Here is a 24,388-nt window from a genome sequence, read left to right on the forward strand (position 1 = left end):
CCAGTGTTTGGGGTTTATGTGATCACTATGCGCTATACCCATAAATTTTATGTGACTTACTGCAATATTTTGAAATATTCATACATCATCTACTACTTTTGCAATTCTGATGGAAAAACAGGCTGATGCAAACAGGCAGATTCTGATTTTTAGTTATACGGTATTTTTTGGAGCTTTCAGGAATCATTATTCACTGTTGTTCAACAATGTTATATTTTTCTATAACGATTGAATGACAATATGTATTATTCATTGCCACAGAATAAAAGAATAAATATTCAAGTTACGTCAATAAGGATTCAAATGATCACCCTTTACGGCATTAAGAATTGCGACACGATTAAAAAAGCCAGACGCTGGTTGGAGGCTCAAGGTATTGACTACCGCTTTCATGATTATCGCGTCGACGGTCTGGACAACACGCTCTTACAGTCCTTTATCAGCGAATTAGGTTGGGAGGCGCTGCTCAATACGCGTGGAACCACCTGGCGTAAACTCGATGAATCCACGCGCAGTCAAATCACCGATGCGGCTTCCGCCGCCGCGTTGATGATTGAAATGCCAGCAATTATCAAACGCCCATTGCTCTGCGCGCCGGGTAAGCCTATGCTGCTTGGTTTCAGTGAATCCAGTTATACTCTGTTTTTTAATGAGGTGTAGTCTATGTCGTGCCCGGTCATTGAGCTGACACAGCAGCTTATTCGCCGTCCTTCCCTGAGCCCGGATGATGCCGGGTGCCAGGCGTTAATGATTGAACGCCTGCGCGCGGTAGGTTTTACCGTTGAGCGAATGGACTTTGGTGACACACAGAATTTTTGGGCATGGCGCGGTAAAGGTGAGACCCTGGCATTTGCCGGTCACACCGACGTAGTGCCTGCCGGCGATGTCGATCGCTGGATCAATCCACCGTTCGAACCGACCATTCGCGATGGCATGTTGTTCGGGCGTGGCGCTGCCGATATGAAGGGTTCACTGGCGGCGATGGTCGTGGCCGCAGAACGTTTTGTCGCCCAGCATCCAAACCATCAGGGTCGTCTGGCCTTTTTGATAACGTCTGACGAAGAAGCCAGCGCCAAAAACGGCACCGTGAAGGTGGTTGAAGCGCTGATGGCGCGTAATGAACGACTGGATTATTGCCTGGTGGGTGAGCCATCCAGCACGGAAATCGTTGGCGACGTGGTGAAAAATGGACGTCGTGGTTCACTGACCTGCAACCTGACCATTCACGGCGTGCAGGGCCACGTAGCCTATCCGCATCTGGCCGATAACCCGGTACACCGCGCGGCCCCCATGCTCAACGAACTGGTGGCGATCGAGTGGGATCAGGGTAACGAATTCTTCCCGGCGACCAGCATGCAGATTGCCAATATCCAGGCTGGAACCGGAAGCAACAACGTTATCCCTGGAGAACTATTTATCCAGTTCAACTTCCGTTTCAGCACTGAGCTGACCGATGAGATGATTAAAGCACGGGTTCACGCGCTGCTGGAGAAACATCAGCTACGTTATACCGTCGACTGGTGGCTTTCCGGTCAGCCGTTCCTGACCGAACGCGGTAAACTGGTGGATGCAGTGGTGAACGCCATTGAGCACTATAATGAGATTAAACCGCAGTTACTGACTACAGGCGGGACGTCCGACGGGCGTTTTATTGCCCGCATGGGGGCGCAGGTAGTAGAACTTGGGCCGGTCAACGCCACTATTCATAAAATTAATGAATGTGTTAATGCCGCCGACCTGCAGCTGCTTGCCCGTATGTATCAACGTATCATGGAGCAACTCGTCGCCTGATGAGTGTTCCTGTAAGAGGAAATGAGCATGGACTGGCTGGCAAAATATTGGTGGATTCTGGTGTTGGTGTTTCTGGTAGGCGTGCTGCTGAACGTGATTAAAGATCTCAAGCGCGTCGATCACAAGAAATTTCTTGCCAACAAGCCGGAGCTTCCCCCGCATCGTGACTTTAACGATAAATGGGATGACGACGACGATTGGCCGAATAAGGACCAACCGAAGAAATAATTAGTAGGCAGATAATTCCCGTAGGCCCGGTAAGCGTTAGCGCCACCGGGCATTACGTGCCGGATGGCAACGCTTCGCGTTTTATCCGGCCTACGGTGATCAATCAGATCATGGTAATCACATCATCATCGTGAGGCTTACCGCCGCTCAGCGCTTCATCAAAGTAGTGCTTCGGTACGGTAAAACGCAGATGATCGAGCGCAAACTGCATACTGCGTTCATCAATGGCGTGCCCCAGATTTTCGACGATATCCAGCGTCACATCCCCACCGGCGCGAATTAACGCTTCCTGCGCGGCAACGGCATGAGATAACTCAATTACCCGATCTTCACCACCGTGAATCAAATGCACCGTCGTCGCGGTGGTTGCAGCCTCTGGCAAGGTGGCATAGCGGCCATTGAAGGCGATGACCCGCGATGCCAGCCCCGGCTCAGCTTTGATGCTCTCAAGTGACATAATTGAACCCTGAGAAAAACCAATCAGCGCGGTTGCCTGCGGCGAAACGCCGCTGTGCTTCTGCCAGTAGCGCACGGTTTCGATAAACACCGGCATAATGGCGTCAACACGTTCCTGACGATTCTCTTCTGTTACGCCCTGCACCGAAAACCACTGACGTCCGGACGTCGTTCCGTAAGGCTCTGCTCCACCAATGCTAACGATTAGCGCATCCGGAAACAGCGGCGCAAACCAGGAGCCGATTTCGCCCATGGCAACCGGGTTATCGCCGACGCCATGAAACAGCAGGAGTAGCTGTTGAGCGGGTTTATCGGGACTTTGAACAACAAAATGGTCATGTTTCATGGCGATCTCCTTAACTGATGAGAATCATTCTACGCCGCTTAACCGCAATGACCATGCCAGGAAATTGAAGAAGTTAGTGAAAAAATTGCCATTGCATAATGCGATTATGTAGCCGCTGTTCACGCTCTGCATCCAGCTGATTTAATGCCTGCGCCGCTTCGGCGCGCTGAATGACCAGCAACGCTTTACGACCAGAAATCTTGAGCTGTTGACACAATTCGGCGTCGCTACGTTTAGCCTGGATGCGTCCGCGCAAGGCCGGAAGAGGTAACTCACTGTGCTCAAGCAGACGACTCAGACAGCCTAGCGACGTCAATAATGGCCGATGCGCGAAGGCAAACCCGGCCAGCTCAGCCCAGTCATCCTCATTAAGCGTAGTCTCTTTCAGCGGGACCAGCGGAATGCTCTCACCGTTCCATCGAGCAAGGATTTCCGCATCACGGCGCAAATGCTGGTGCTCCCGCTCGGTAAGGCGTTTCCCCGCTTCGCTAATGGGAAGTAACGCCATGGCGGTATAACAGCCGCTGCTGGCTTCCCGATGATTTCCCATTCGCACCAGCACAAAACCGCAACGTTGCCAGAAACGCCATAGTTCAGCCGTATACCCAAAACTGACCGACAGATAGTCACACGATGTGGAATAGCGGTAGGCCAGCATAATCAGCTGTTGCCCAATACCTTCTCTTTGGCGCGCAGGATGAACCGCAATTCGACTGACCCGTCTCCCGACGAGCGTCGCCGCCAACGGGTCACCACCGTGCGCCGCCAGCGACTGCGCAACCAGATTCCCTCTCGGTCGACGATATCCGGCCCAGACGGCCTGGCTTAATTCCGCGGATAGTCCCCCTTCATCGACCAACCAGACGGCTCCCGCTACGGAGTCAGCGGTTGATGCCTGAAGAAAATGCTGACCAGGCGCGTCCATCATCCGCCGCAGGTCCAATGGCGAGGTGCGATAATGCGCTCCAGAAAGCAGCTGGTATACCGCTAACGGCAGCGCCGGATTAGCATGCCAGGACTGTTGCTCAAATGCCGAGAAGTGAAGCTCCCCCAATGGGGCATGCGTGAACGTTTCATCATCAAACACCAGCGCATCGCTGACGATTTGCTCCAGCGGACATCCCTGCGCCCAGCGTACCGGTTGCTGCAACTCATAGCGTTGAAGATTGGGGAAGCGGGCACAGAATTTCAGCAAGAAGCCTCTCCCCGTACCCTCGTATCCTTGTACTGTAGTGGTTAACAGCGTACGAGGAAAACGCGCCACCAGTTGGTGCAGCAGCGGCGCGGGGATCGCGGCGGCTTCATCCACAATCAGCCAGTCTGCGATTGCAGAACTGCTTAACAGCGCATCCGGGGCCATAAAGCTGTAACGCTCCCCGGCAAATTGCGCCAGCACATCGGTTGCCGCTTTGGCAGGCGCTGTCACAATCGCAGTGCCGTTAATCCGCGCTATGAGTTGCCCTGCCAGAGCGGACTTGCCCCGACCCCGTGCGGCCGTCACCGCAACCACACCGGGAGGCATAGCCAGCAAATGATTTAATATCATCGCCTGTTCTGGCTGGGGTTCGCCGGTTGCCGCATGCCAGGCTGCGCGAGCAGGAAAATGCGGACAGGCAACCGGCTGATGCTGTTGCCAGTGCAGAGCCTGTCTATCGCGGGAAATCACCCGTTTGACGTGCTCAATAAAGTGCGGTGTAGGGATCGGTTCAGCACAATCGCTCCAGCGTAGTGAATCCGCGTCCGGATGTGTGTGCCAGGAATGCCAGGGTGGGGTCAGCAATACCAGCCAACTGCCAGCAAGCAGTGTGCCGCTTAAGGCGGCAAACGCCGCAGCGTCAAAACCTTGCCTGGCGTCAAAAACCGCATGACGAAACTCGCGCCCTAATAATGTTTTTAGCGCCTGCGGCGTACAGCACGGCTCGGTAGGGGCTTGCTCCCCTACCCACAGCCAGTCGCCGGGTAACGTGCTACGTAGCGCTAATGCCTGTTCCTGACACCAGTTATCCTCGCCGCTGATAATCAGCAGACGACGGATCCCTTCGTGGGTCATTTGTTCGGTTAACGCGCTCAGCGCCGTGTTATCGGACATCCCTGCCACAGAGTCTTAAATACCTTTACCAAAAGTATTACATTGCCCCGGATCGCCGCTGTCAAAACCGCGTTTGAACCAGGTAAAACGCTGTTCAGAGGTTCCGTGAGTAAAGCTGTCCGGTACTACGCGTCCTTGACCCTGCTGTTGCAGACGATCGTCACCAATGGCCTGTGCGGCGTTCAGTGCCTCTTCCAGGTCACCAGACTCCAGTACGCCCTGCTGCTGCATGCTGTGGCCCCAGACACCGGCAAAGCAGTCTGCCTGCAGTTCCATTCGAACGGAAAGACGGTTCACTTCTGCCTGTGAGGCATTCTGCTGCATCTGACGAACTTTAGGTTCAATGCCCAGCAGTTTCTGCACGTGATGACCCACTTCATGGGCGATAACATAGCCCTGAGCAAAATCACCATCAGCACCCAGCTTGTTTTTCATGTCGTCATAGAATGAAAGGTCGATGTAAACCGTACCATCTGCCGGGCAATAAAACGGCCCCATCACGGACTGACCCGCACCGCAGCCGGTACGCGTCGCGCCCCGGTACATCACCAGCTTCGGCTGTTGGTAGGTGCGGCCCATTTTTTCAAACTGCTGTCCCCAGGTATCTTCTGTTGTAGCCAGAATCACCGAGGTAAATTTTGCCGCTTCATCATCGTTTGGGCTGATGGAGCGTGATGATTGCTGTTGGGAGACCGGCTGGCCAGTCATTAGCCCGGTGAGATCCACGCCATAATAACCCGCCACCAGCACCACAATCAGCAGGATGATGCCGCCTTTACCACTGGGCAGACGAAAACCGGGCCCACCCATAGAGGGGCCGCCGCCAGAGCTGTTTCGTCTGTCTTCCACATTGTCACTTTCACGACGCCCTTGCCAGCGCATAATCACCTCAACTTTTTATTCATTATGATGATGATCGTAGGCGGTTCGGAACAGGATTACCATAAGAAATAGTAATCAAATCAGGTGGGGTTAATGAGCCGGAGAGCGATCGCCGGCTCAGGGGAAGATTAGTCTAACTTCACACCCAGGCGATGCGCGACGGCTTCATAGGCTTCGATCAGGCCGCCCAGACTCTGGCGGAAGCGATCTTTGTCCATTTTATCCAGCGTTTCTTTGTCCCACAGGCGGCTACCGTCCGGTGAGAATTCATCACCCAGGACCACTTCACCTTTATACAAACCAAACTCAAGTTTGAAGTCGACCAGAATCAGACCAGCATCATCAAACATCTTTTTCAGCACGTCGTTAGCTTTGTAGGTCAGCTCTTTCATACGTGCCAGATTCTCTTTGCTCACCCAACCAAAAGTTTCGCAATAGGAATCGTTAATCATTGGATCGTGCATAGCATCGTTTTTCAGGAACAGATCAAACAGCGGCGGATTCAGTTCAATACCTTCCTCAACGCCTAAACGCTTAACCAGAGAGCCTGCCGCGCGGTTACGTACCACACATTCAACCGGTACCATCTCCAGTTTTTTCACCAGACATTCGGTATCAGAAAGCAGTCGCTCCATCTGGGTAGGAATACCCGCTTCTTGCAGTTTAGTCATAATGAAATGGTTGAATTTGTTGTTCACCATGCCTTTACGGTCAAACTGTTCAATGCGCGCGCCATCCCCTGCTGACGTATCATTGCGGAATTCGAGCACCAACAGGTCCGGGTTTTCCGTGCTGTATACGGTCTTCGCTTTACCACGATACAACTCAGCTTGCTTTTGCATCTTTATTACTCCTGGGTGTGAATTAACGATAAATATTGCGTTTTTCTGCCGACGCACACGTTTGCGTATCATATCAGAAAAAAAGGGCTGGAGTTATCCAGCCCTTTATTTTTACTTACTGAACGCTGCCTGGAAGACGGCGACCAGCGCGTCGTTCTGGCTTTGCGTCAGGGTATGCCCCTTCGGATCGATAAACTGCAAGCTGCTGCGGTTGTCTAAATCACCGACCTGCAGTTTATAGTCGCCGGATACCAGACCCGGATCGCTTGCGCCCAACTCCTGCCAGTTGCTATCGGACAGTGGTTTGTAGGTCACCGCGATGCTGCCCTGAGAACGGGTGCTGTCGGTTACCTTCATCCCCACTTTCTCAAGCGCTGCCGGCAGACGCTGCCACACCACGTTGAACGGTCCACGTACCACCAGCATTGGTAAACCGGTGTCATCGGCGGCGCTCTGAACATCCATGGTGGCTGCAGAGCGGTTCTGCGCGGCATTCGCGGCGTCGGTGGCGTTCTTATCCAGACCAGCAGAGATAACGTTCATCATCTCAGCGCTGTAACGCTGCATTGATGCCGCATCGGCTACGGGTTTACCCGCCTGCTCGAGGTTGACCAGTTTCACCGTTACCGCTTGCTGATAGCCCTGCGGTTTAACCGAGATTTGATAACGTCCACGGTACTGCTCGTCTTCATCCAGACGGTTCCAGTCAACCCAGTCGGTGGTCAACGTCTGGCTGGCATCATCACGTTTGGTGATCGTGTAGTTTTTAGACTGAATGACGCTAACGACCTGCGGCCACAGTGTGTTGCCACGACCGTTTTCCACCAGTAATGTCGACGTATCACCCGCGATCTGTGTGCGAGCACCGGTGACTAATGCTAACGGCTGAGCCGGTGGACGAATATCCAGCGCTTTACCCACGGCACCACTGCCGTTGGTTACCGGGATATTATAGTCGCCCGACATAACCGGCAAAATCATCCCAGCTGGAGCATGAAGCTCAGCAAGCGGTGCGGCCTCCAGATAGGATTCATCACCGCTCACCTGGCGCTTATAGCGCGAGTCAGAGCTACAGGCCGCGAGCAACATAACAAGCGAAACACCCGCAACCTTGGCCAGGCGCGACTTTTGTACTGAGTAAGCCATCAAATCTCCCTAAACTTTACAGCAAACCGGCATGCTTAAGCGCCGCTTTGACGATTTCACGAGCATTGTCCGTGATTGGCGTCATCGGCAGACGTAGCGTATCGGTCGCCACAAGTCCCAACTCCTTACACGCCCATTTCACGGGGATAGGATTGGGTTCGACAAATAGTTTGTTGTGTAACGGCATCAGACGCTGGTTAATCACCCGCGCCTCGGCAAATTGCCCGGCTGCCGCCAGTTTGCACATTTCAGCCATATCACGTGCCGCAACGTTAGACGTTACGGAAATCACGCCATGACCACCGAGCTGCATAAAATCCAGTCCGGTCGCGTCATCACCGCTGAGCAGAATAAAGTCGTCCGAAACCAGCTCTTTGATCTGGTGAACGCGACTTAAGTTCCCCGTGGCCTCTTTAATAGCGATAATATTTTTAACTTTCGCCAGACGACCAACGGTTTCCGGCAGCATATCGCAGCCAGTACGGGACGGCACATTATACAGAATTTGCGGCAGGTCAGTATGCTCAGCGATGGCTTTGAAATGCTGGAACAAACCTTCCTGGGTTGGGCGGTTGTAGTAAGGCGTCACCGTCAGGCAGCCGACAACACCGCTGTCGTTGAAACGCTGCGTCAGACTAATGGCTTCCGCGGTCGCATTGGCGCCGGTTCCGGCAATCACCGGAATACGCCCGTCAGCCAGTTCCAGCGTCATCATCACCACATCGCCATGTTCATCATGACTCAGGGTGGCGGACTCACCAGTGGTGCCAACAGAAACGATCGCCGAGGTGCCGCTGGCGACATGATAATCAATCAGTTTTTTCAGGCTCGACCGGCAGACTTTACCTTTCTCATCCATCGGCGTAACAAGCGCGACAATACTTCCCGTGAACATGGGCCATCCTCTGTGCAAACAAGTGTCTCAATGGTACGTTTGGTACGACAATAAAAGCAAGCGACCAGAGCCGTTCTGATTGTTGTATGCATGTTTTTTTTATGCTTTCCTTATGATTACCTCACCGCTCAAAGGAAGAACAGGTTTGACATCGTCATCGCAACACTATCTGGTCATTACTGCGCTGGGTGCCGATCGCCCAGGAATTGTGAACACCATCACGCGTCATGTCAGCAGTTGCGGCTGTAATATCGAAGACAGCCGACTGGCCATGCTGGGTGATGAGTTCACGTTTATCATGTTGCTGTCGGGCACCTGGAATGCCATCACCCTGATTGAATCAACCCTGCCATTAAAAGGCGCAGAGCTGGATTTACTCATTGTGATGAAGCGCACGACCGCGCGCCCCCGTCCGGCAATGCCTGCTACGGTATGGGTGCAGGTCGATGTCCCTGATTCTCCCCATTTGATTGAACGCTTCACCGCTCTGTTTGACAGCCACCAAATGAATATTGCGGAACTGGTTTCACGCACGCAACCGGCTGAGAATGGAAAGGCGGCGCAGTTGTTTATTCAAATTACCGCACATAGTCCTGCGTCACATGATTCGGCAAATATTGAAGATGCGTTTAAAGCACTCTGTACAGAACTCAATGCGCAAGGCAGTATTAACGTCGTCAATTACTCACAGCATGATGAACAGGATGGAGTTAAGTAATGAACCCACTGAAAGCCGGTGATATCGCACCGAAATTTAGCTTGCCGGATCAAGACGGAGAACAAGTAAATTTAACCGACTTCCAGGGACAGCGTGTTCTGGTTTATTTTTACCCGAAAGCCATGACACCCGGCTGTACCGTACAGGCCTGCGGCCTGCGCGATAACATGGATGAGTTAAAAAAAGCGGGTGTTGAAGTGCTGGGGATCAGCACCGACAAACCAGAGAAGCTTTCCCGATTCGCGGAGAAAGAAGTCCTGAATTTCACGCTCCTGTCCGATGAAGATCATCAGGTTTGCGAGCAGTTCGGCGTCTGGGGTGAGAAGTCATTTATGGGCAAAACCTACGATGGCATCCACCGCATCAGCTTCCTGATTGATGCCGAAGGGAAAATTGAGCATGTGTTTGATGACTTCAAAACCAGTAACCACCACGACGTGGTAATGAATTGGCTGAAAGAGAACGCCTGACCGTGAAATGCCGGATGGCGGCGTGAACGCCTTATCCGGCCTACAAATGCACGCACGTAGGCCGGATAAGACGCGTTAGCGTCGACATCCGGCAGATGACCGCCCGGTTACTCAAACGTCCCTTTCACACACGCTTTCTGCTCCCTGACTACGGCTTTTCCCTTCGCCCACAGGTGATGAACTTCCAGCGCGTCGTTGAGCACCAGAATGTCCGCATCGCATCCCACCGCCAGACGCCCTTTATGCTCCAGTGCCAAAAATTCTGCGACCGTACGCGTCAGCGGACACAGCGCCTGTTCCAGCGGTATGGCATGAACCTTCACCAACTGGCGCACCGTCTCAGCCAGTGATTCAAACCCCGCGACACCGATGCCGGTGAGATTGCCAAGCTCATCAAATTCCGGCTGGCTGCCGTTGCCATCTGAGCTAAGGGTAATGCGCGACAGCGGCACGTTCTGGCGCAGCGCCGTGGCGATAGCCGTGGCCGGGTCGACGGGCTCATCAATGCTGCTGGTAATGTCGATATAACCGCCTTTACGGGCATACTCCAGCGCCGCCTGGAACAGCGGTTCCGCACGGTTAACGTGTGTCGGCAACAGTTTAGTAATCGGCACATCGCAACAGTCAAGGATCTGGTACAACGGTTCCAGCATGCGCTGGCTGTCGCCCATATGGAAAACGCTGATCCCCGGTTTGCGCCCTAACAATCCGCCGACACGCGACTGCGCCGCCATATTTGCCAGCGCCGAGGTATTCGGGGCTGAAGAACGATGGTCCGAAACCGCACATTTCACACCAATAACTTTATCAATCAGCGCCACGTCGCGATCGATGCTGCCGGTGATCGTCGGGGAAGGCAGAGAGTACGCCCCGGTCAGCATCCAGGCGCTGATACCTTCAAACTCCAGCGCGCGGGTTTTTGCCAGCAGCGATTCAGGGTGACGGGTAATGCCATCGGTACCCAGCAAACCCACCACCGACGTGACACCAGCTTCAACCAGCCGTGACAAGCGCACTTCCGGCGTGCGGGTATGCGGCCCCGCTTCCCCACCGCCGCCAATAAGATGGACGTGTTGATCGATAAATCCTGGGCATACAATCGCGCCGTCAAGATTGATACACTCGCAACCGGGAAAGTCTTCAGGAGAAATTGACGGGGCGATGGCAACAATTTTGCTGCCGGAGACCAGTATATCCTGTCGCCCTAAATCTTCCGGCGCATACACGTGTCCCTGCTGGAACAACGTCAAATCAAGAATTGAACAGTTCATAACCTTCCTTGTCAGGCAATAACCTGCATAACCCAAATAGAGAGCAGCGCATTAATGACGCATACCGCAATAATTAGCGGGTAATAACGAGGATGAACCCCCGCGGTCCCCAGACAACGGCCCACATTTTGCACCGGATTTCCCATCAGGTAGATAGCCGGTAACAACACCGTGGCATCATGTCCCGAAAGCGTACCGGCGACAACCAGGCTGGCGCACACGCCGACACCGCCTCCCATACTCATCACCGCTGCCAGCAGCACAGTGGCAGATTCCCCCGGTAGCCCCCACAGCGCCATTACCGGCTCGCATACCCGCCCTACAACCTCGAGCAGCCCTGTCACCTTCAGCGCCTGAATAATCACAAACGCCATCACCACGTTAGGCAACAGACTGGTTGTTGCAATGGTAAACCCGCGCCGTGCGCCATCGATAAACATATCCATGACGTTTTTACGTACCTGCGTTGTCATCTCACGCCTCCTGCTGCATACGGCGATTTTCCAGCTGCGCGATCCACACACGCAACAGGTTCGCGCCCACAAATTTGAAGACAAGGATCACCGCCAGCGGCGTAATCACCGGAACGGTCACCATCGTAAACAGCGCTGCGCCAGAAGAAAAATAGTTGGTAATGCATGCGCTGCCGCTGGTTTGCCAGCAGGCAAAAATAGCGCGTTCCTGCTCTGTGATAATGCCCTCTTCCGCCATTTCTTTGGTCATCCCGGCCGCGGCATCGGTATTTTGCAAATTCGCAATCAACGCCAGCGAACAAATACCCGGAATGCCCAGTAACGGACGCAGGACCGGCGTCATCAGCTGTTGTGCCGCGCGCAACCCACCCAGCCCTTCGGTGACAGAAATAATCCCGAGCGAAAGAATGACGGAAGGCGCCAGCTCAAGCGCGAATAAGAAGCCGTCTTTTGCCCCCATCCCCCCTGTGCCACGAAAAGAGACCGCCGTGTCGCCCGCAGCATTAATCTGCCCAAACGCACCGTTGAGGACGGTGAAGTCAAAGACCCGCCACCATTCGGTACTTTTCGCAAACATGCCGGAAAAAAGAATAATCGTAATAAAAAAAGCGAGATAACCGCCCCATCCCACCTTTTGCTGCGTGTGTGTGCTGTGACCCATTTTGTTCTCCTGTTGGCCTTAATCCTTGTGTGACTAAAAGACATCACGATGGTCAAGTTAAAGACAAACGCGGAGAAAAACGACACCAGAGGAGATTATTCAGAAAGAGTGGATAGAGGTCAGACAAGTTCAGATCCGGCGACATGATATCGCCGGATCTTGCAGATTAGGGTTCGTCAACGACCTGACCATCCGGCCAGGCATGCATTACCGCTTTGATTAACGTCGCCAGAGGAATCGCAAAGAATACGCCCCAGAATCCCCACAGACCGCCGAAAATCACCACGGAGAGAATAATCACCAGTGGATGCAGATTGACCGCCTCGGAGAACAGCACGGGAACCAGCAAATTGCCGTCCAGTGCCTGGATTATCAGGTACACAGCAAAACAGCTCCAGAACTCGGTGCCAAGCCCGAACTGGAACAGCGCCACGCCAACCACCGGAATCGTCACCACAAAAGCGCCGATATACGGGATCAGCACAGAGAACCCGACCAGCACCGCCAGCAACAGCGAATAGTTGAGACCAAACAGCAGGAAGCCGAGCCAGGTCGCTACGCCGACCACCACCATTTCCAGCACCTTCCCGCGGATATAGTTGGTGATTTGCTGGTTCATCTCTTTCCATACCTGTCCCGCCAGCCCGCGATTACGCGGTAGCACCCGGCGCACGGCGTTCAGCATCTGGCCTTTATCTTTGATCAGGAAGAACACCATCAACGGGACAAGCACCAGATAAACCGCCAGCGTCAGCAAACCGACCAGTGAGGCCAGCGAATATTTCACCACCGAATCGCCCATGGTGAGCATTCGCGAGCGCATATTTTCCGCCATCGCATCAATGATGCCCGCATCCATCAGCGCCGGGTAACGTCGTGGCAAGGTGGCGGCAAAATCAGACAATTTATTGAGCATGCCGGGCATGTCGCGGATCAGGTAAATTCCCTGCTGCCACGCAACGGGCATCACCACAAAGGCCATCAGCAGTAAAATACCGACAAATACCACCAGCACAATCGATGTCGCCCAACGCCGTGAACACCCAATATGTTCCAGCCGCACTGTCGGCCATTCAAGCAGGTACGCCAGCACAATGGCGACCAGCAGCGGCGCCAAAAGACCGCTAAAGAAAAACAGGATGCCAAAACCGGCAACAAGAATAATCAGCAGGGCGATGGCTTCGGGGTCGCTAAAGCGGCGACGATACCATTGCATCAACATTTCGAGCATAAAACCCTTCCATGAACCCAATAGCGGGATTGCGATCCCGAATTGTATCGAAATGTCACAAAAAAGACTTCGCTTTTTATGGCTGATTACGCAAAGTGAAAAGACATTTTTCCTGGGTGTTCATCGTCAGGTTTCGCAGTTACACTCCGTAAGCTTGCGGAGTGTGAACGATACTTCACAGCATCGGTCAAATGGCTATCTCAAAAAAGAATACAGGACAGAGGTTATGTTCAGGCAGTTGAAAAAAAACCTGGTTGCTACCCTCATTGCCGCACTGACTATCGGTCAGGTTGCGCCCGCATTTGCTGATACTGCGGACACCCTGCCTGATATGGGAACGTCGGCAGGCAGTACGCTTTCCATAGGACAGGAAATGCAGATGGGCGATTATTACGTACGCCAACTGCGCGGCAGTGCGCCATTAATTAACGATCCATTGCTCACCCAATACATTAATGCGCTGGGGATGCGTCTGGTCTCGCACGCCGACTCGGTAAAAACGCCCTTCACCTTCTTTTTGATTAACAACGATGAAATCAACGCCTTTGCTTTCTTTGGCGGCAACGTTGTCCTGCACTCCGCACTATTCCGCTATTCCGACAACGAAAGCCAGCTGGCATCGGTTATGGCGCACGAAATTTCCCACGTTACACAGCGTCACCTGGCGCGTGCCATGGAAGATCAGAAACGCAGCGCACCGCTAACGTGGGTTGGCGCATTAGGTTCAATTTTATTAGCAATGGCCAGCCCGCAGGCGGGTATGGCGGCGCTGACCGGTACGCTGGCGGGTACACGTCAGGGAATGATCAGCTTTACGCAGCAAAACGAACAGGAAGCAGATCGCATTGGTATTCAGGTACTGCAACGCTCGGGATTCGATCCCCAGGCCATGCCAACGTTCCTGGAAAAACTGCTCGACCAGGCTCGTTACTCTTCGCGTCCGCCGGAAATTTTGCTGACTCACCCCCTGCCGGAAAGCCGTCTGTCTGATGCCCGTAACCGCGCCAACCAGATGCGCCCGGTGGTCGTCCAGTCGTCAGAAGATTTTTATCTGGCTAAGGCACGAACCTTAGGCATGTACAACTCTGGTCGTAACCAGTTGACCGATGACCTGCTGAGTAGCTGGTCGAAAGGCAACGTACGTGAGCAACGTGCGGCGCAGTATGGCCGGGCATTGCAGGCGATGGAAGCCAGTAAATACGACGAGGCGCGTAAAGCGCTGCAACCGCTGCTGGCGGCAGATCCTAACAATGCCTGGTATCTCGACCTGGCAACAGATATCGATCTCGGCCAGAAGAAAACCAGTGATGCCATTAACCGCCTGAAAAACGCCCGCGACCTGCGCACTAACCCGGTTCTGCAGCTCAACCTGGCGAATGCCTATTTACAGGGTGGACAAGCCAAAGAGGCGGCGACCATCCTGAATCGCTATACGTTTAACCATAAAGATGACCCTAACGGCTGGGATCTGTTAGCGCAAACGGAAGCCAACCTGAGCAACCGCGATCAGGAGCTGGCGGCGCGCGCGGAGGGGTATGCCCTCGCGGGACGTCTGGATCAGGCTATTTCGATGCTCAGCAGCGCAAGCTCTCAGGTGAAACTGGGTAGCCAGCAGCAGGCCAGATACGATGCCCGTATTGACCAGCTACGCCAGCTGCAAGAACGCTTTAAACCGTACACGAAGATGTAATTATCGAACCTTTGCCGGATGGCGACGCTGTAGCGTCTTATCCGGCCTACGTCAGACGCAATATGTAGGCCGGATAAGGTCTTTTGGCCGCCATCCGGCAGTATTGTTATGCAAGGAGAAGTCATGTCAGACGCGATTAAAATCTACCATAACCCACGCTGCTCCAAGAGCCGTGAAACGCTGGAATTACTGAAGTCCAACGGCGTGGACCCGGAAGTGGTGTTGTATCTGGAAACGCCGGCTGACGCAGCAACCCTGCGCGAACTGCTGCAAATGCTCGGTATGGCCAGCGCGCGTGAACTGATGCGCCAGAAAGAGGATCTCTATAAATCGCTTAACCTGGCGGACAAAAATCTGAGTGAAGATGCGCTGATTCAGGCAATGGTGGAAAACCCGAAACTGATGGAGCGCCCGATTGTGGTTGCCAAAGGTCAGGCTCGAATTGGACGCCCGCCTGAGCAGGTACTGGAAATCGTCGGTTAACCTGCAACCTGCCGCAGTCTTCTCGGCTGCGGCGCTTACAGCTTCAGAATTTCTTTTACGAACGGAATGGTCAGCTTACGCTGGGCGGTGATCGACGCATGATCTAACTGATCCAACGTCATAAACAGCGTTCGCATTTCACGATCCAGACGCTTCAGCAGGAAACGTCCCACATCTTCCGGCAGTTCAAATCCACGAAGTCTGGCGCGTAATTGCAACGCCTGCAGCTTATCTTCATCGGAAAGCGGTTGCAGCTTGTAGATTTGCCCCCAGTCCAGGCGTGAGGCGAGATCCGGCAACCCCAGATTCAGCTGTCTTGGCGGACGATCGCCGGTGATCAGCAAACGCGTTTTCCCCGACTCCAGGATACGGTTGTAGAGATCAAAGATCGCCATTTCCCACAGCGAATCGCCGGCCACACATTCGATGTTATCAATGCAAACCAGCGATAAATGCTCCATCCCGTCGAGCACCTCGGGGACGAACCAGGTGCGTTTGTCGAGCGGCACGTAGCCTACCGCATCGCCGCGCGCGGACAGTTCCGCACAGGCTGCATGCAGCAAATGACTACGGCCAGCGCCTTCACGCGACCAGAGATAAATATACCCGCTATGTTCCTGACGCAGCACGTTTTGCAGTGCAGCCAGTAAAGAGGAGTTATCCCCCGGCCAGAAACTTGCGAAAGTTTCGTCGTCAGGAAGATAAAGTGGCAAAGAGAGCTGTGCCGGTGTGTTCAGAGATACCTCAACCCAGGATTTCATAAAATCGCGTTGAGTTTAACACAGAAATACGTCGCGATAGAACCGGGCAGCGCTGCCGCCCGGTCAGAGATTTACTGTTGCGGACTGTCTGCATCTTTCGCGTCAAGCACGACTTCTTCCGGACGCAGCAGGCTGATAACTTTGAAAATCAGGCTCAAACAGACACCAACGATGGTCGCCAGCGCCATGCCTTTCAGCTCTGCGGCACCGATGTGAACTTTCGCGCCACTTACGCCGATGATCAAAATAACCGAGGTCAGGATCAGGTTCTGCGCCTTGTTATAGTCAACCTTCGACTCGATCAGTACGCGAATACCAGAAGCGCCAATCACACCGTACAGCAGCAGTGATACGCCGCCCATAACCGGCAGTGGGATAATTTGGATCGCCGCCGCCAGTTTACCCACGCAGGAGAGCAGAATGGCGAAAATTGCCGCACCACCGATAACCCAGGTACTGTAAACGCGGGTGATCGCCATTACGCCGATGTTTTCGCCGTATGTGGTGTTCGGCGTAGAGCCGAAGAAGCCAGAGATTACCGTAGACAGACCGTTGGCAAACATAGAACGATGCAGGCCAGGATCGCGAATCAAATCTTTTTTCACGATATTCGCCGTCACCACCAGGTGTCCAACGTGTTCGGCGATGACCACCAGCGCCGCTGGCAGGATGGTCAGAATGGCAACCCATTCAAAACGCGGCGTGTAGAACGTCGGCAGCGCGAACCAGTGGGCCTGCGCAATCGGCGTAGTGTCCACAACACCCATCACGAAGGAGAGCGCATAACCGGCCAGCACCCCGATCAGAATCGGGATAATCGCCATAAAACCGCGGAACAATACGGAACCAAAGACCGTTACCGCCAGCGTTACCATAGAAATGATGATGGTTTTTGAATCCGGTAATTGCCCTTCAGCAGGCAGTAACCCCGCCATGCCTGCAGCAACGCCAGCCAGCTCCAGACCGATGACGGCAACGATTGCGCCCATCGCCGCAGGCGGGAACATGACATCCAGCCAGCCGGTTCCTGCCTTCTTAACAATGAAAGAAACCAGGCAGAACAGGACGCCACACATAATGAAACCGCCCAGCGCCACTTCATACCCTAACGGCAGCAGCAGCAGCACCGGGGAAATAAAGGCAAAGCTGGAACCCAGATATGCGGGAATTTTACCCTTACAAATAAAGAGATACAGCAACGTACCAATGCCGTTAAACAGCAGAACGGTAGCCGGGTTGATGTGGAACAGGACTGGCACCAGTACCGTTGCGCCAAACATGGCGAACAGGTGCTGCAAACTAAGCGGGATTGTCTGTAAAAGCGGCGGTCTTTCACTCACCCCGATAGCACGGCGCGTCATAGTGTTTTCCTCTGAGTGTTGTTTGTTATTAGCCATTGGGTTGTTTTATTCAAAAAAAAGCCGACTCTTAAAGTCGGCTTCTTTTCACTTATTCGTTTACTTAGTACCAAAAATCTTATCGCCGGCATCGCCGAGCCCCGGAATAATGTATCCGTGCTCGTTCAGTCCCTGATCGATGGAGGCGGTGTACAGCTCCACATCCGGGTGCGCTTTTTCCAGTGCCGCGATACCTTCCGGTGCCGCAACCAGGACCAGCACTTTAATGCTGGTGCAGCCTGCATTTTTCAGCAGATCGATAGTGGCGATAACAGAGCCGCCGGTTGCCAGCATTGGGTCAACGATCAGCGCCATACGCTCATCGATGTTAGAAACCAGCTTCTGGAAATACGGAACCGGCTCCAGCGTCTCTTCGTTACGGTACATACCAACAACGCTGATACGCGCGCTCGGAACGTTTTCCAGAACGCCTTCCATCATGCCCAGGCCCGCACGCAGGATAGGCACAACGGTGATTTTTTTGCCTTTGATTTGGTCAACTTCAACTGGACCGTTCCAGCCTTCAATGGTCACCTTTTCGGTTTCCAGACCAGCGGTTGCTTCATAAGTCAGCAGACTGCCAACTTCCGAGGCGAGTTCACGAAAGCGTTTAGTGCTGATGTCGTTTTCACGCATCAGTCCCAGCTTGTGTTTGACGAGTGGGTGTTTGACTTCCACGATCTTCATACTCTTCTCCTTTCCTCAGACGAATGGCAACCACAAAAAAAATCGCCGGATTATACCGCTTTTCCTCTCTGGCGCAACACTGCATACGCTTGATATGGATCAACCAAAGTCATTTGCGTCTGAATGATGAGTATAAAACAAGCCCCGCACTGATGGCGGGGCTTGCTGTCAATGCTATGAATTTCAAAGATATTCAGCATTGGTCTGGATGACTTTTTGATACCACGAAAAAGATTTTTTAGGTGAGCGCGTTAATGTCCCGCTACCGTCATTATTTTTATCGACATAGATAAATCCGTAGCGTTTTTTCATCTCCCCTGTCCCGGCAGAGACTAAATCAATGCAGCCCCACGGGGTATATCCCATCAGATCCACGCCATCTTCCACCACCGCTTTTTTCATCTCACGTATGTGGGCGGCAAGGTAGTCGATACGGTACTGGTCGTTAACTGTACCATCGTCCTCGCGCACATCAATGGCGCCAAACCCATTCTCCACAATAAATAGTGGCAGCTGATAATGATCCCAGAACCAGTTCAGTGAATAACGAAGGCCAACCGGATCAATCTGCCAGCCCCAGTCAGATTTCTGCACGTACGGGTTGGAAACCAGGCTTTTCGACTCATCATAATCCAGCTGTGGGTTGTCCGCCGTTGCCTGGGTCGCGAAAGACATATAATAGCTAAAGCCGATGTAATCAACGCAGCCCTCGGTCAGCGCCTGACGGTCTTCCTCGGTGATATCCAGTTCAAAGCCACGACGGGTAAAGTAGTTGAGAAGATGCCGCGGGTATTTGCCGCGCACATGGACGTCAGTAAACCAGTAACGCCGGTGCATGGCATTCATCGCCATCATCATATCGTCTGGCGCGCAGGTCAGCGGATAGATTGGACACATGGCAATCATGCACCCTATCTGTAATTCCGGGTTAATCTCACGCGCGACCTTTACCGCCAGCGCGCTTGCCACCAGCTCATAGTGCGCCGCCTGGTACATGACCGGCTCGCGGTCTTCGCCTGGCTGGTATTTCAGACCTGAGTTAGTAAAGGGCGCGAAATCTTCGTGATAATTTGCCTGGTTGTTAATCTCATTAAACGTCATCCAGTACTTCACTTTGTGCTGGTAACGAGTGAATACCACCCTGGCAAAACGGACAAAGAAATCGATAAGCTTGCGGTTGCGCCAGCCGCCGTACTCCGTCACCAGATGGTAAGGCATCTCAAAATGCGACAGCGTAATCACCGGCTCAATGCCATATTTCAGGCATTCGTCAAACAGGTCATCATAGAACTGTAGGCCAGACTCATTGGGTTGTTCTTCATCGCCGAAGGGGAAAATACGTGTCCAGGCAATAGAGGTGCGAAAACATTTAAACCCCATTTCGGCAAACAGCTTTATGTCGTCTTTATAGCGATGATAAAAATCGATGGCCTCGTGGTTAGGGTAATTTTTACCGGCAATCACACCGTCGGTAATTTCACGCGCCACCCCATGCGCTCCCGCGGTCATGACATCAGCAACGCTGACGCCTTTTCCGCCCTCCTGCCAGCCACCTTCCAGTTGATGAGCAGCGACAGCACCACCCCACATGAAATCTGCTTTAAATCCTGACATACCCTTCCCCTATCGTGATGACTCTGCGCAAAACGCTGTTGATGAGGTCCGCAACAGAAAAAAGAAACCGGTTTCAGTAAGATACTGTGCAATCGCCTAACAGGATTCAAGCACAAGACTGTACCCGGTTTCATTTTCGTGGCGCAGCTCAAACAAATAGATAAATGATTGTAAAATGCTGAAAAAACCAGCAGATAAAACTTGATGCAGAGCAGGCTCGCAAACGTTTGCTTTCCCTGTTAGAATTGCGCCGAATTTAACTTTTACTGCAAGTAAACATGTGGGGAAGCAGGCAGTGACCGATAAAACCTCTCTTAGCTACAAAGATGCCGGTGTTGATATTGATGCAGGTAATGCTCTGGTTGATCGAATCAAAGGCGTAGTAAAGAAAACTCGTCGTCCGGAAGTTATGGGTGGTCTGGGTGGCTTCGGTGCGCTGTGCGCATTGCCGCAAAAATATCGTGAACCGGTACTGGTTTCAGGCACTGATGGCGTTGGTACAAAACTGCGTCTGGCGATGGATCTGAAACGCCACGACACTATCGGCATTGACCTCGTCGCAATGTGCGTCAACGACCTCGTGGTTCAGGGCGCTGAGCCGCTGTTCTTCCTCGACTACTATGCAACCGGCAAACTGGATGTGGACACCGCAGCCAGCGTCATTAACGGGATTGCCGAAGGCTGCCTGCAGTCTGGCTGTGCGCTGGTCGGTGGGGAAACAGCTGAAATGCCGGGGATGTACCACGGCGAAGATTACGACGTGGCAGGTTTCTGCGTTGGCGTCGTCGAAAAATCAGAGATTATCGACGGCTCAAAAGTTGCCGACGGTGACGTACTGATTGCACTCGGCTCAAGCGGCCCGCACTCCAACGGCTACTCTCTGGTGCGTAAAATTGTAGAAGTCAGCGGTTGTGACCCAGAAACCACCGAGCTTGAAGGCAAGCCGCTGGCCGATCACTTACTGGCCCCTACCCGCATTTACGTGAAATCCATTCTGGAACTGATCGAGAAGGTTGATGTGCACGCCATTGCCCACCTGACCGGCGGCGGCTTCTGGGAAAATATTCCACGCGTTCTGCCAGACAACACGCAGGCAGTGATCGACGAATCTTTATGGCAGTGGCCAGCCGTTTTCAACTGGCTGCAAACGGCGGGTAATGTCAGCCAGCATGAGATGTATCGCACCTTTAACTGCGGTGTAGGTATGGTTATCGCCCTGCCAGCTCCGGAAGTGGACAAAGCCCTTGCTTTGCTCAATGAGAAAGGTGAAAACGCATGGAAAATCGGTATCATCAAAGCTTCTGATTCCGAACAGCGTGTGGTCATTGAATGAAAAACATTGTGGTGCTCATTTCCGGCAACGGAAGCAATTTGCAGGCGATAATCGACGCCTGCGAACAGAAAAAAATCAATGGCACCATACGTGCAGTATTCAGTAACAAGGCCGATGCGTTCGGCCTTGAGCGCGCACGCGAAGCGAATATTCCGGCACACTCGCTGGAAGCCGCCCAGTTTGCCAGTCGCGAAGCATTCGACCGCCAACTGATACAAGAGATTGACGCCTATGCACCCGATGTCGTGGTGCTGGCCGGTTATATGCGTATCCTCAGCCCGGCGTTTGTCGCTCACTATGCTGAACGATTGCTGAATATCCACCCGTCTTTATTGCCGAAGTATCCCGGCCTGCATACGCACCGCCAGGTACTGGAAAACGGCGATGAAGAACATGGTACCTCAGTCCATTTCGTGACGGATGAGTTGGACGGCGGACCGGTCATTCTCCAGGCCAAAGTTCCAGTATTTGAAGGCGACAGCGAAGATGATGTCACGGCACGGGTTCAGGCTCAGGAACATACCATTTACCCGCTGGTGGTAAGCTGGTTTATCGATGGTCGCCTGAAGATGCGTGATAACGCTGCATGGCTGGATGGCGTTCGTTTGCCTCCACAAGGCTACGCCGCCGACGAATAATAAAAAAACAACCTGTAAGCCGAATGTCACCATCCGGCTTACAGGCATAACTACCTTTTCCGGTTAATACCACCGGTATTCATCTACTCTCCCCCTTTCTCTTTGCTATCAGACGGTTTATTGTCATATTTTTCTGGCACAGTTGGACATCTGAGAGCAATGCTCGCCATAATAAATCGGTAGTGTCCCGTGAATGAAACGGAGTAAAAGTGGTAATGGGTCAGGAAAAGCTATACATCGAGAAAGAACTCAGCTGGTTAGCGTTCAACGAACGTGTACTCCAGGAAGCTGCTGATAAGTCAAACCCGTTGATCGAACGGATGCGTTTCTTAGGTATCTATTCCAATAATCTCGACGAGTTTTATAAGGTTCGTTTTGCCGAACTGAAGCGCCGAATCATTATTAGCGAAGAACAGGGTTCAAACTCTCACTCCCGCCATTTGTTAGGCAAAATCCAGGCCCGCGTATTAAAAGCCGATCAGGAATTTGACGGCCTGTACAACGAGTTGCTGTTGGAAATGGCGCGCAATCAGATTTTCTTAATCAACGAACGCCAGTTGTCGGTCAATCAGCAAAGCTGGTTGCGTCATTACTTCAAGCAATATCTTCGCCAGCACATCACGCCGATCCTGATTAACCGCGAGACGGATTTAGTCCAGTTTTTGAAAGATGACTACACCTATCTGGCGGTAGAAATTATCCGTGGCGATACGATCCGCTACGCGCTGCTGGAAATTCCTTCCGACAAGGTTCCTCGTTTTGTGAATCTGCCGCCGGAAACCCCGCGCCGTCGCAAACCGATGATCCTGCTGGACAACATCTTACGTTACTGCCTTGACGACATTTTCAAAGGGTTCTTTGATTACGACGCACTGAACGCCTATTCGATGAAAATGACCCGTGACGCCGAATACGATTTGGTGCACGAGATGGAATCGAGCCTGATGGAGCTGATGTCATCCAGCCTGAAACAGCGTCTGACCGCAGAACCTGTACGTTTTGTCTATCAACGCGACATGCCCAACGCGCTGGTCGAGGTACTGCGTGAAAAACTGACGATTTCTCGCTACGACTCGATTGTTCCCGGCGGGCGTTACCATAACTTCAAAGACTTTATTAACTTCCCTAACGTTGGCAAAGCTAACCTGGTGAACAAACCGCTGCCGCGTCTGCGCCATATCTGGTTCGACAACGAGAAGTTTCGTAACGGCTTTGACGCCGTTCGTGAACGCGACGTGCTGCTGTATTACCCCTATCACACCTTTGAGCACGTTCTTGAACTGCTGCGCCAGGCCTCTTTCGACCCGAGCGTGCTGGCTATAAAGATCAACATCTACCGTGTGGCAAAAGATTCACGCATCATAGATTCAATGATCCATGCCGCACACAACGGTAAGAAAGTCACCGTGGTGGTGGAATTGCAGGCCCGCTTCGATGAAGAAGCCAACATCCATTGGGCCAAGCGTCTTACCGAAGCAGGCGTTCACGTCATCTTCTCCGCGCCAGGCCTGAAAATTCACGCCAAACTGTTCCTTATCTCGCGTAAAGAAGGTGATGAAGTCGTGCGCTATGCGCATATCGGGACGGGGAACTTTAACGAAAAAACGGCACGCCTGTATACCGACTACTCGTTGCTGACCGCCGATTCGCGCATTACCAACGAAGTGCGCCGGGTGTTTAACTTCATCGAGAACCCGTATCGCCCGGTGACGTTCGATTATCTGCTGGTTTCCCCGCAGAACTCACGCCGTCTGCTGTACGCGATGATCGACAAAGAAATCGCCAACGCGCAACAAGGACTGCCTTCCGGCATTACGCTAAAACTGAATAACCTGGTTGATAAAGGTCTGGTTGACCGCCTCTATGCGGCCTCAAGCTCAGGTGTGCCGGTCAATTTGTTGATTCGTGGTATGTGTTCTTTGATTCCGAATCTGGAAGGTATCAGCGACAATATTCGCGTTATCAGCATCGTTGATCGCTATCTTGAACATGACCGGGTCTATATCTTCGAGAACGGGGGTGACAAGCAGGTGTATCTCTCCTCCGCAGACTGGATGACCAGGAATATCGACTATCGCATCGAAGTCGCCACGCCGCTTCTTGACCCGCGTCTTAAGCAACGCGTGCTGGATATTATCGATATCCTGTTCAGCGACACGGTGAAGGCTCGCTTCATCGATAAAGAACTCAGTAATCGCTACGTACCGCGCGGAAACCGCCGTAAGGTTCAGTCACAATTGGCGATTTACGACTACATCAAATCACTCGAGCAACCTGACTAAAGAT

24 protein-coding genes are annotated in these 24,388 nt (G+C 52.8%); 10 read left to right on the forward strand and 14 right to left on the reverse strand.

Features of this window, described 5'->3' with window-relative positions:
• Positions 1–303: 303 nt before the first annotated feature.
• From OGX86_RS12385 to OGX86_RS12395, 3 genes are read left to right on the forward strand one after another with little or no spacing between them, the layout of a single operon-like run.
• Positions 304–660, forward strand: coding sequence for an ArsC family reductase (locus OGX86_RS12385; protein WP_003835078.1), 357 nt, complete (start codon positions 304–306; stop codon positions 658–660).
• A gap of 3 nt (positions 661–663) precedes the next feature.
• Complete coding sequence (dapE, locus tag OGX86_RS12390) at positions 664–1,791, forward strand: succinyl-diaminopimelate desuccinylase (protein WP_003037976.1); 1,128 nt, start codon at positions 664–666, stop codon at positions 1,789–1,791.
• A 27-nt stretch (positions 1,792–1,818) separates the two neighbouring features.
• Complete coding sequence (locus OGX86_RS12395; RefSeq protein WP_003835080.1) at positions 1,819–2,019, forward strand: YpfN family protein; 201 nt, start codon at positions 1,819–1,821, stop codon at positions 2,017–2,019.
• Positions 2,020–2,122: 103 nt separating this feature from the next.
• Here the strand turns inward: OGX86_RS12395 and ypfH are convergent, their stop codons facing one another.
• The 6 genes from ypfH to dapA form a co-directional block, all read right to left on the reverse strand.
• Entirely contained in the window at positions 2,123–2,821 is a 699-nt protein-coding gene (ypfH, locus tag OGX86_RS12400) for an esterase (protein ID WP_048224981.1), read from the reverse strand.
• 73 nt (positions 2,822–2,894) lie between these two features.
• Positions 2,895–4,910: a tRNA(Met) cytidine acetyltransferase TmcA gene (locus OGX86_RS12405; RefSeq protein WP_286640125.1), complete on the reverse strand. Its 2,016-nt coding sequence runs from the start codon at positions 4,908–4,910 to the stop codon at positions 2,895–2,897.
• 15 nt (positions 4,911–4,925) lie between these two features.
• A complete protein-coding gene (ypfJ, locus tag OGX86_RS12410; RefSeq protein ID WP_003037967.1) occupies positions 4,926–5,792 on the reverse strand; it encodes a KPN_02809 family neutral zinc metallopeptidase in 867 nt (288 codons plus the stop codon).
• Between the two features lie 128 nt (positions 5,793–5,920).
• The gene (gene purC / locus OGX86_RS12415) at positions 5,921–6,634 is read right to left on the reverse strand and encodes a phosphoribosylaminoimidazolesuccinocarboxamide synthase (RefSeq protein ID WP_003835086.1); all 714 of its coding nucleotides are present in this window, start codon (positions 6,632–6,634) and stop codon (positions 5,921–5,923) included.
• A gap of 111 nt (positions 6,635–6,745) precedes the next feature.
• Complete coding sequence (gene bamC, locus OGX86_RS12420) at positions 6,746–7,780, reverse strand: outer membrane protein assembly factor BamC (protein WP_003835088.1); 1,035 nt, start codon at positions 7,778–7,780, stop codon at positions 6,746–6,748.
• A 16-nt stretch (positions 7,781–7,796) separates the two neighbouring features.
• Entirely contained in the window at positions 7,797–8,675 is an 879-nt protein-coding gene (gene dapA, locus OGX86_RS12425; RefSeq protein WP_003037957.1) for a 4-hydroxy-tetrahydrodipicolinate synthase, read from the reverse strand.
• Between the two features lie 145 nt (positions 8,676–8,820).
• On the opposite strand from dapA, the gene OGX86_RS12430 reads away from it, so the two are divergent.
• On the forward strand, positions 8,821–9,393 hold the full coding sequence (locus OGX86_RS12430; protein WP_003037954.1) for a glycine cleavage system transcriptional repressor: 573 nt from the start codon (positions 8,821–8,823) through the stop codon (positions 9,391–9,393).
• Positions 9,393–9,863, forward strand: a complete 471-nt coding sequence (bcp, locus tag OGX86_RS12435; RefSeq protein WP_003835095.1) for a thioredoxin-dependent thiol peroxidase — start codon at positions 9,393–9,395, stop codon at positions 9,861–9,863. Before OGX86_RS12430 ends, bcp begins: the two co-directional genes overlap by 1 nt.
• 107 nt (positions 9,864–9,970) lie before the next feature.
• Here bcp and iadA read toward each other — a convergent pair whose 3' ends face one another.
• The 4 genes from iadA to OGX86_RS12455 all read right to left on the reverse strand — a co-directional run bounded on the left by iadA (position 9,971) and on the right by OGX86_RS12455 (position 13,499).
• A complete protein-coding gene (iadA, locus tag OGX86_RS12440; RefSeq protein ID WP_286640126.1) occupies positions 9,971–11,134 on the reverse strand; it encodes a beta-aspartyl-peptidase in 1,164 nt (387 codons plus the stop codon).
• A gap of 11 nt (positions 11,135–11,145) precedes the next feature.
• Positions 11,146–11,607, reverse strand: a complete 462-nt coding sequence (locus tag OGX86_RS12445; RefSeq protein WP_003835099.1) for a YjiG family protein — start codon at positions 11,605–11,607, stop codon at positions 11,146–11,148.
• 1 nt (position 11,608) lies between these two features.
• Positions 11,609–12,268, reverse strand: coding sequence for a nucleoside recognition domain-containing protein (locus tag OGX86_RS12450; protein WP_032944189.1), 660 nt, complete (start codon positions 12,266–12,268; stop codon positions 11,609–11,611).
• A gap of 166 nt (positions 12,269–12,434) precedes the next feature.
• Positions 12,435–13,499 carry an AI-2E family transporter gene (locus tag OGX86_RS12455; RefSeq protein WP_003037941.1) on the reverse strand — a complete coding sequence of 355 codons (1,065 nt, stop codon included), beginning with the start codon at positions 13,497–13,499 and terminating at the stop codon, positions 12,435–12,437.
• A gap of 226 nt (positions 13,500–13,725) precedes the next feature.
• Here OGX86_RS12455 and bepA point away from each other — a divergent pair, with 226 nt between their 5' ends.
• Together bepA and arsC are read left to right on the forward strand one after the other, a co-directional pair.
• A complete protein-coding gene (gene bepA / locus OGX86_RS12460; RefSeq protein ID WP_008785438.1) occupies positions 13,726–15,189 on the forward strand; it encodes a beta-barrel assembly-enhancing protease in 1,464 nt (487 codons plus the stop codon).
• 123 nt (positions 15,190–15,312) lie between these two features.
• Positions 15,313–15,672: an arsenate reductase (glutaredoxin) gene (gene arsC / locus OGX86_RS12465; protein ID WP_048215795.1), complete on the forward strand. Its 360-nt coding sequence runs from the start codon at positions 15,313–15,315 to the stop codon at positions 15,670–15,672.
• 35 nt (positions 15,673–15,707) lie between these two features.
• On the opposite strand, the gene OGX86_RS12470 is transcribed toward arsC, so the two are convergent.
• The 4 genes from OGX86_RS12470 to OGX86_RS12485 all read right to left on the reverse strand — a co-directional run bounded on the left by OGX86_RS12470 (position 15,708) and on the right by OGX86_RS12485 (position 20,131).
• A complete protein-coding gene (locus tag OGX86_RS12470) occupies positions 15,708–16,409 on the reverse strand; it encodes a DnaA inactivator Hda (protein WP_211924219.1) in 702 nt (233 codons plus the stop codon).
• Positions 16,410–16,504: 95 nt separating this feature from the next.
• Positions 16,505–17,794, reverse strand: coding sequence for a uracil permease (uraA, locus tag OGX86_RS12475; protein WP_003835107.1), 1,290 nt, complete (start codon positions 17,792–17,794; stop codon positions 16,505–16,507).
• Between the two features lie 96 nt (positions 17,795–17,890).
• Complete coding sequence (upp, locus tag OGX86_RS12480; protein WP_003835110.1) at positions 17,891–18,517, reverse strand: uracil phosphoribosyltransferase; 627 nt, start codon at positions 18,515–18,517, stop codon at positions 17,891–17,893.
• A gap of 183 nt (positions 18,518–18,700) precedes the next feature.
• Positions 18,701–20,131: a 6-phospho-beta-glucosidase gene (locus tag OGX86_RS12485; RefSeq protein ID WP_048224988.1), complete on the reverse strand. Its 1,431-nt coding sequence runs from the start codon at positions 20,129–20,131 to the stop codon at positions 18,701–18,703.
• Between the two features lie 295 nt (positions 20,132–20,426).
• Between OGX86_RS12485 and purM the strand changes: the two genes are divergently transcribed.
• From purM to ppk1, 3 genes are all read left to right on the forward strand, one after another.
• A complete protein-coding gene (gene purM, locus OGX86_RS12490; protein ID WP_286640127.1) occupies positions 20,427–21,464 on the forward strand; it encodes a phosphoribosylformylglycinamidine cyclo-ligase in 1,038 nt (345 codons plus the stop codon).
• Positions 21,461–22,102 (forward strand): phosphoribosylglycinamide formyltransferase, encoded by a 642-nt coding sequence (gene purN, locus OGX86_RS12495; RefSeq protein WP_008785442.1) that lies wholly within the window; start codon positions 21,461–21,463, stop codon positions 22,100–22,102. Before purM ends, purN begins: the two co-directional genes overlap by 4 nt.
• A 215-nt stretch (positions 22,103–22,317) precedes the next feature.
• Positions 22,318–24,384 (forward strand): polyphosphate kinase 1, encoded by a 2,067-nt coding sequence (ppk1, locus tag OGX86_RS12500; RefSeq protein WP_032944192.1) that lies wholly within the window; start codon positions 22,318–22,320, stop codon positions 24,382–24,384.
• Positions 24,385–24,388: the final 4 nt, after the last annotated feature.

Source organism: Citrobacter sp. Cpo040 (assembly GCF_030332915.1).
Taxonomy (GTDB): domain Bacteria; phylum Pseudomonadota; class Gammaproteobacteria; order Enterobacterales; family Enterobacteriaceae; genus Citrobacter; species Citrobacter portucalensis.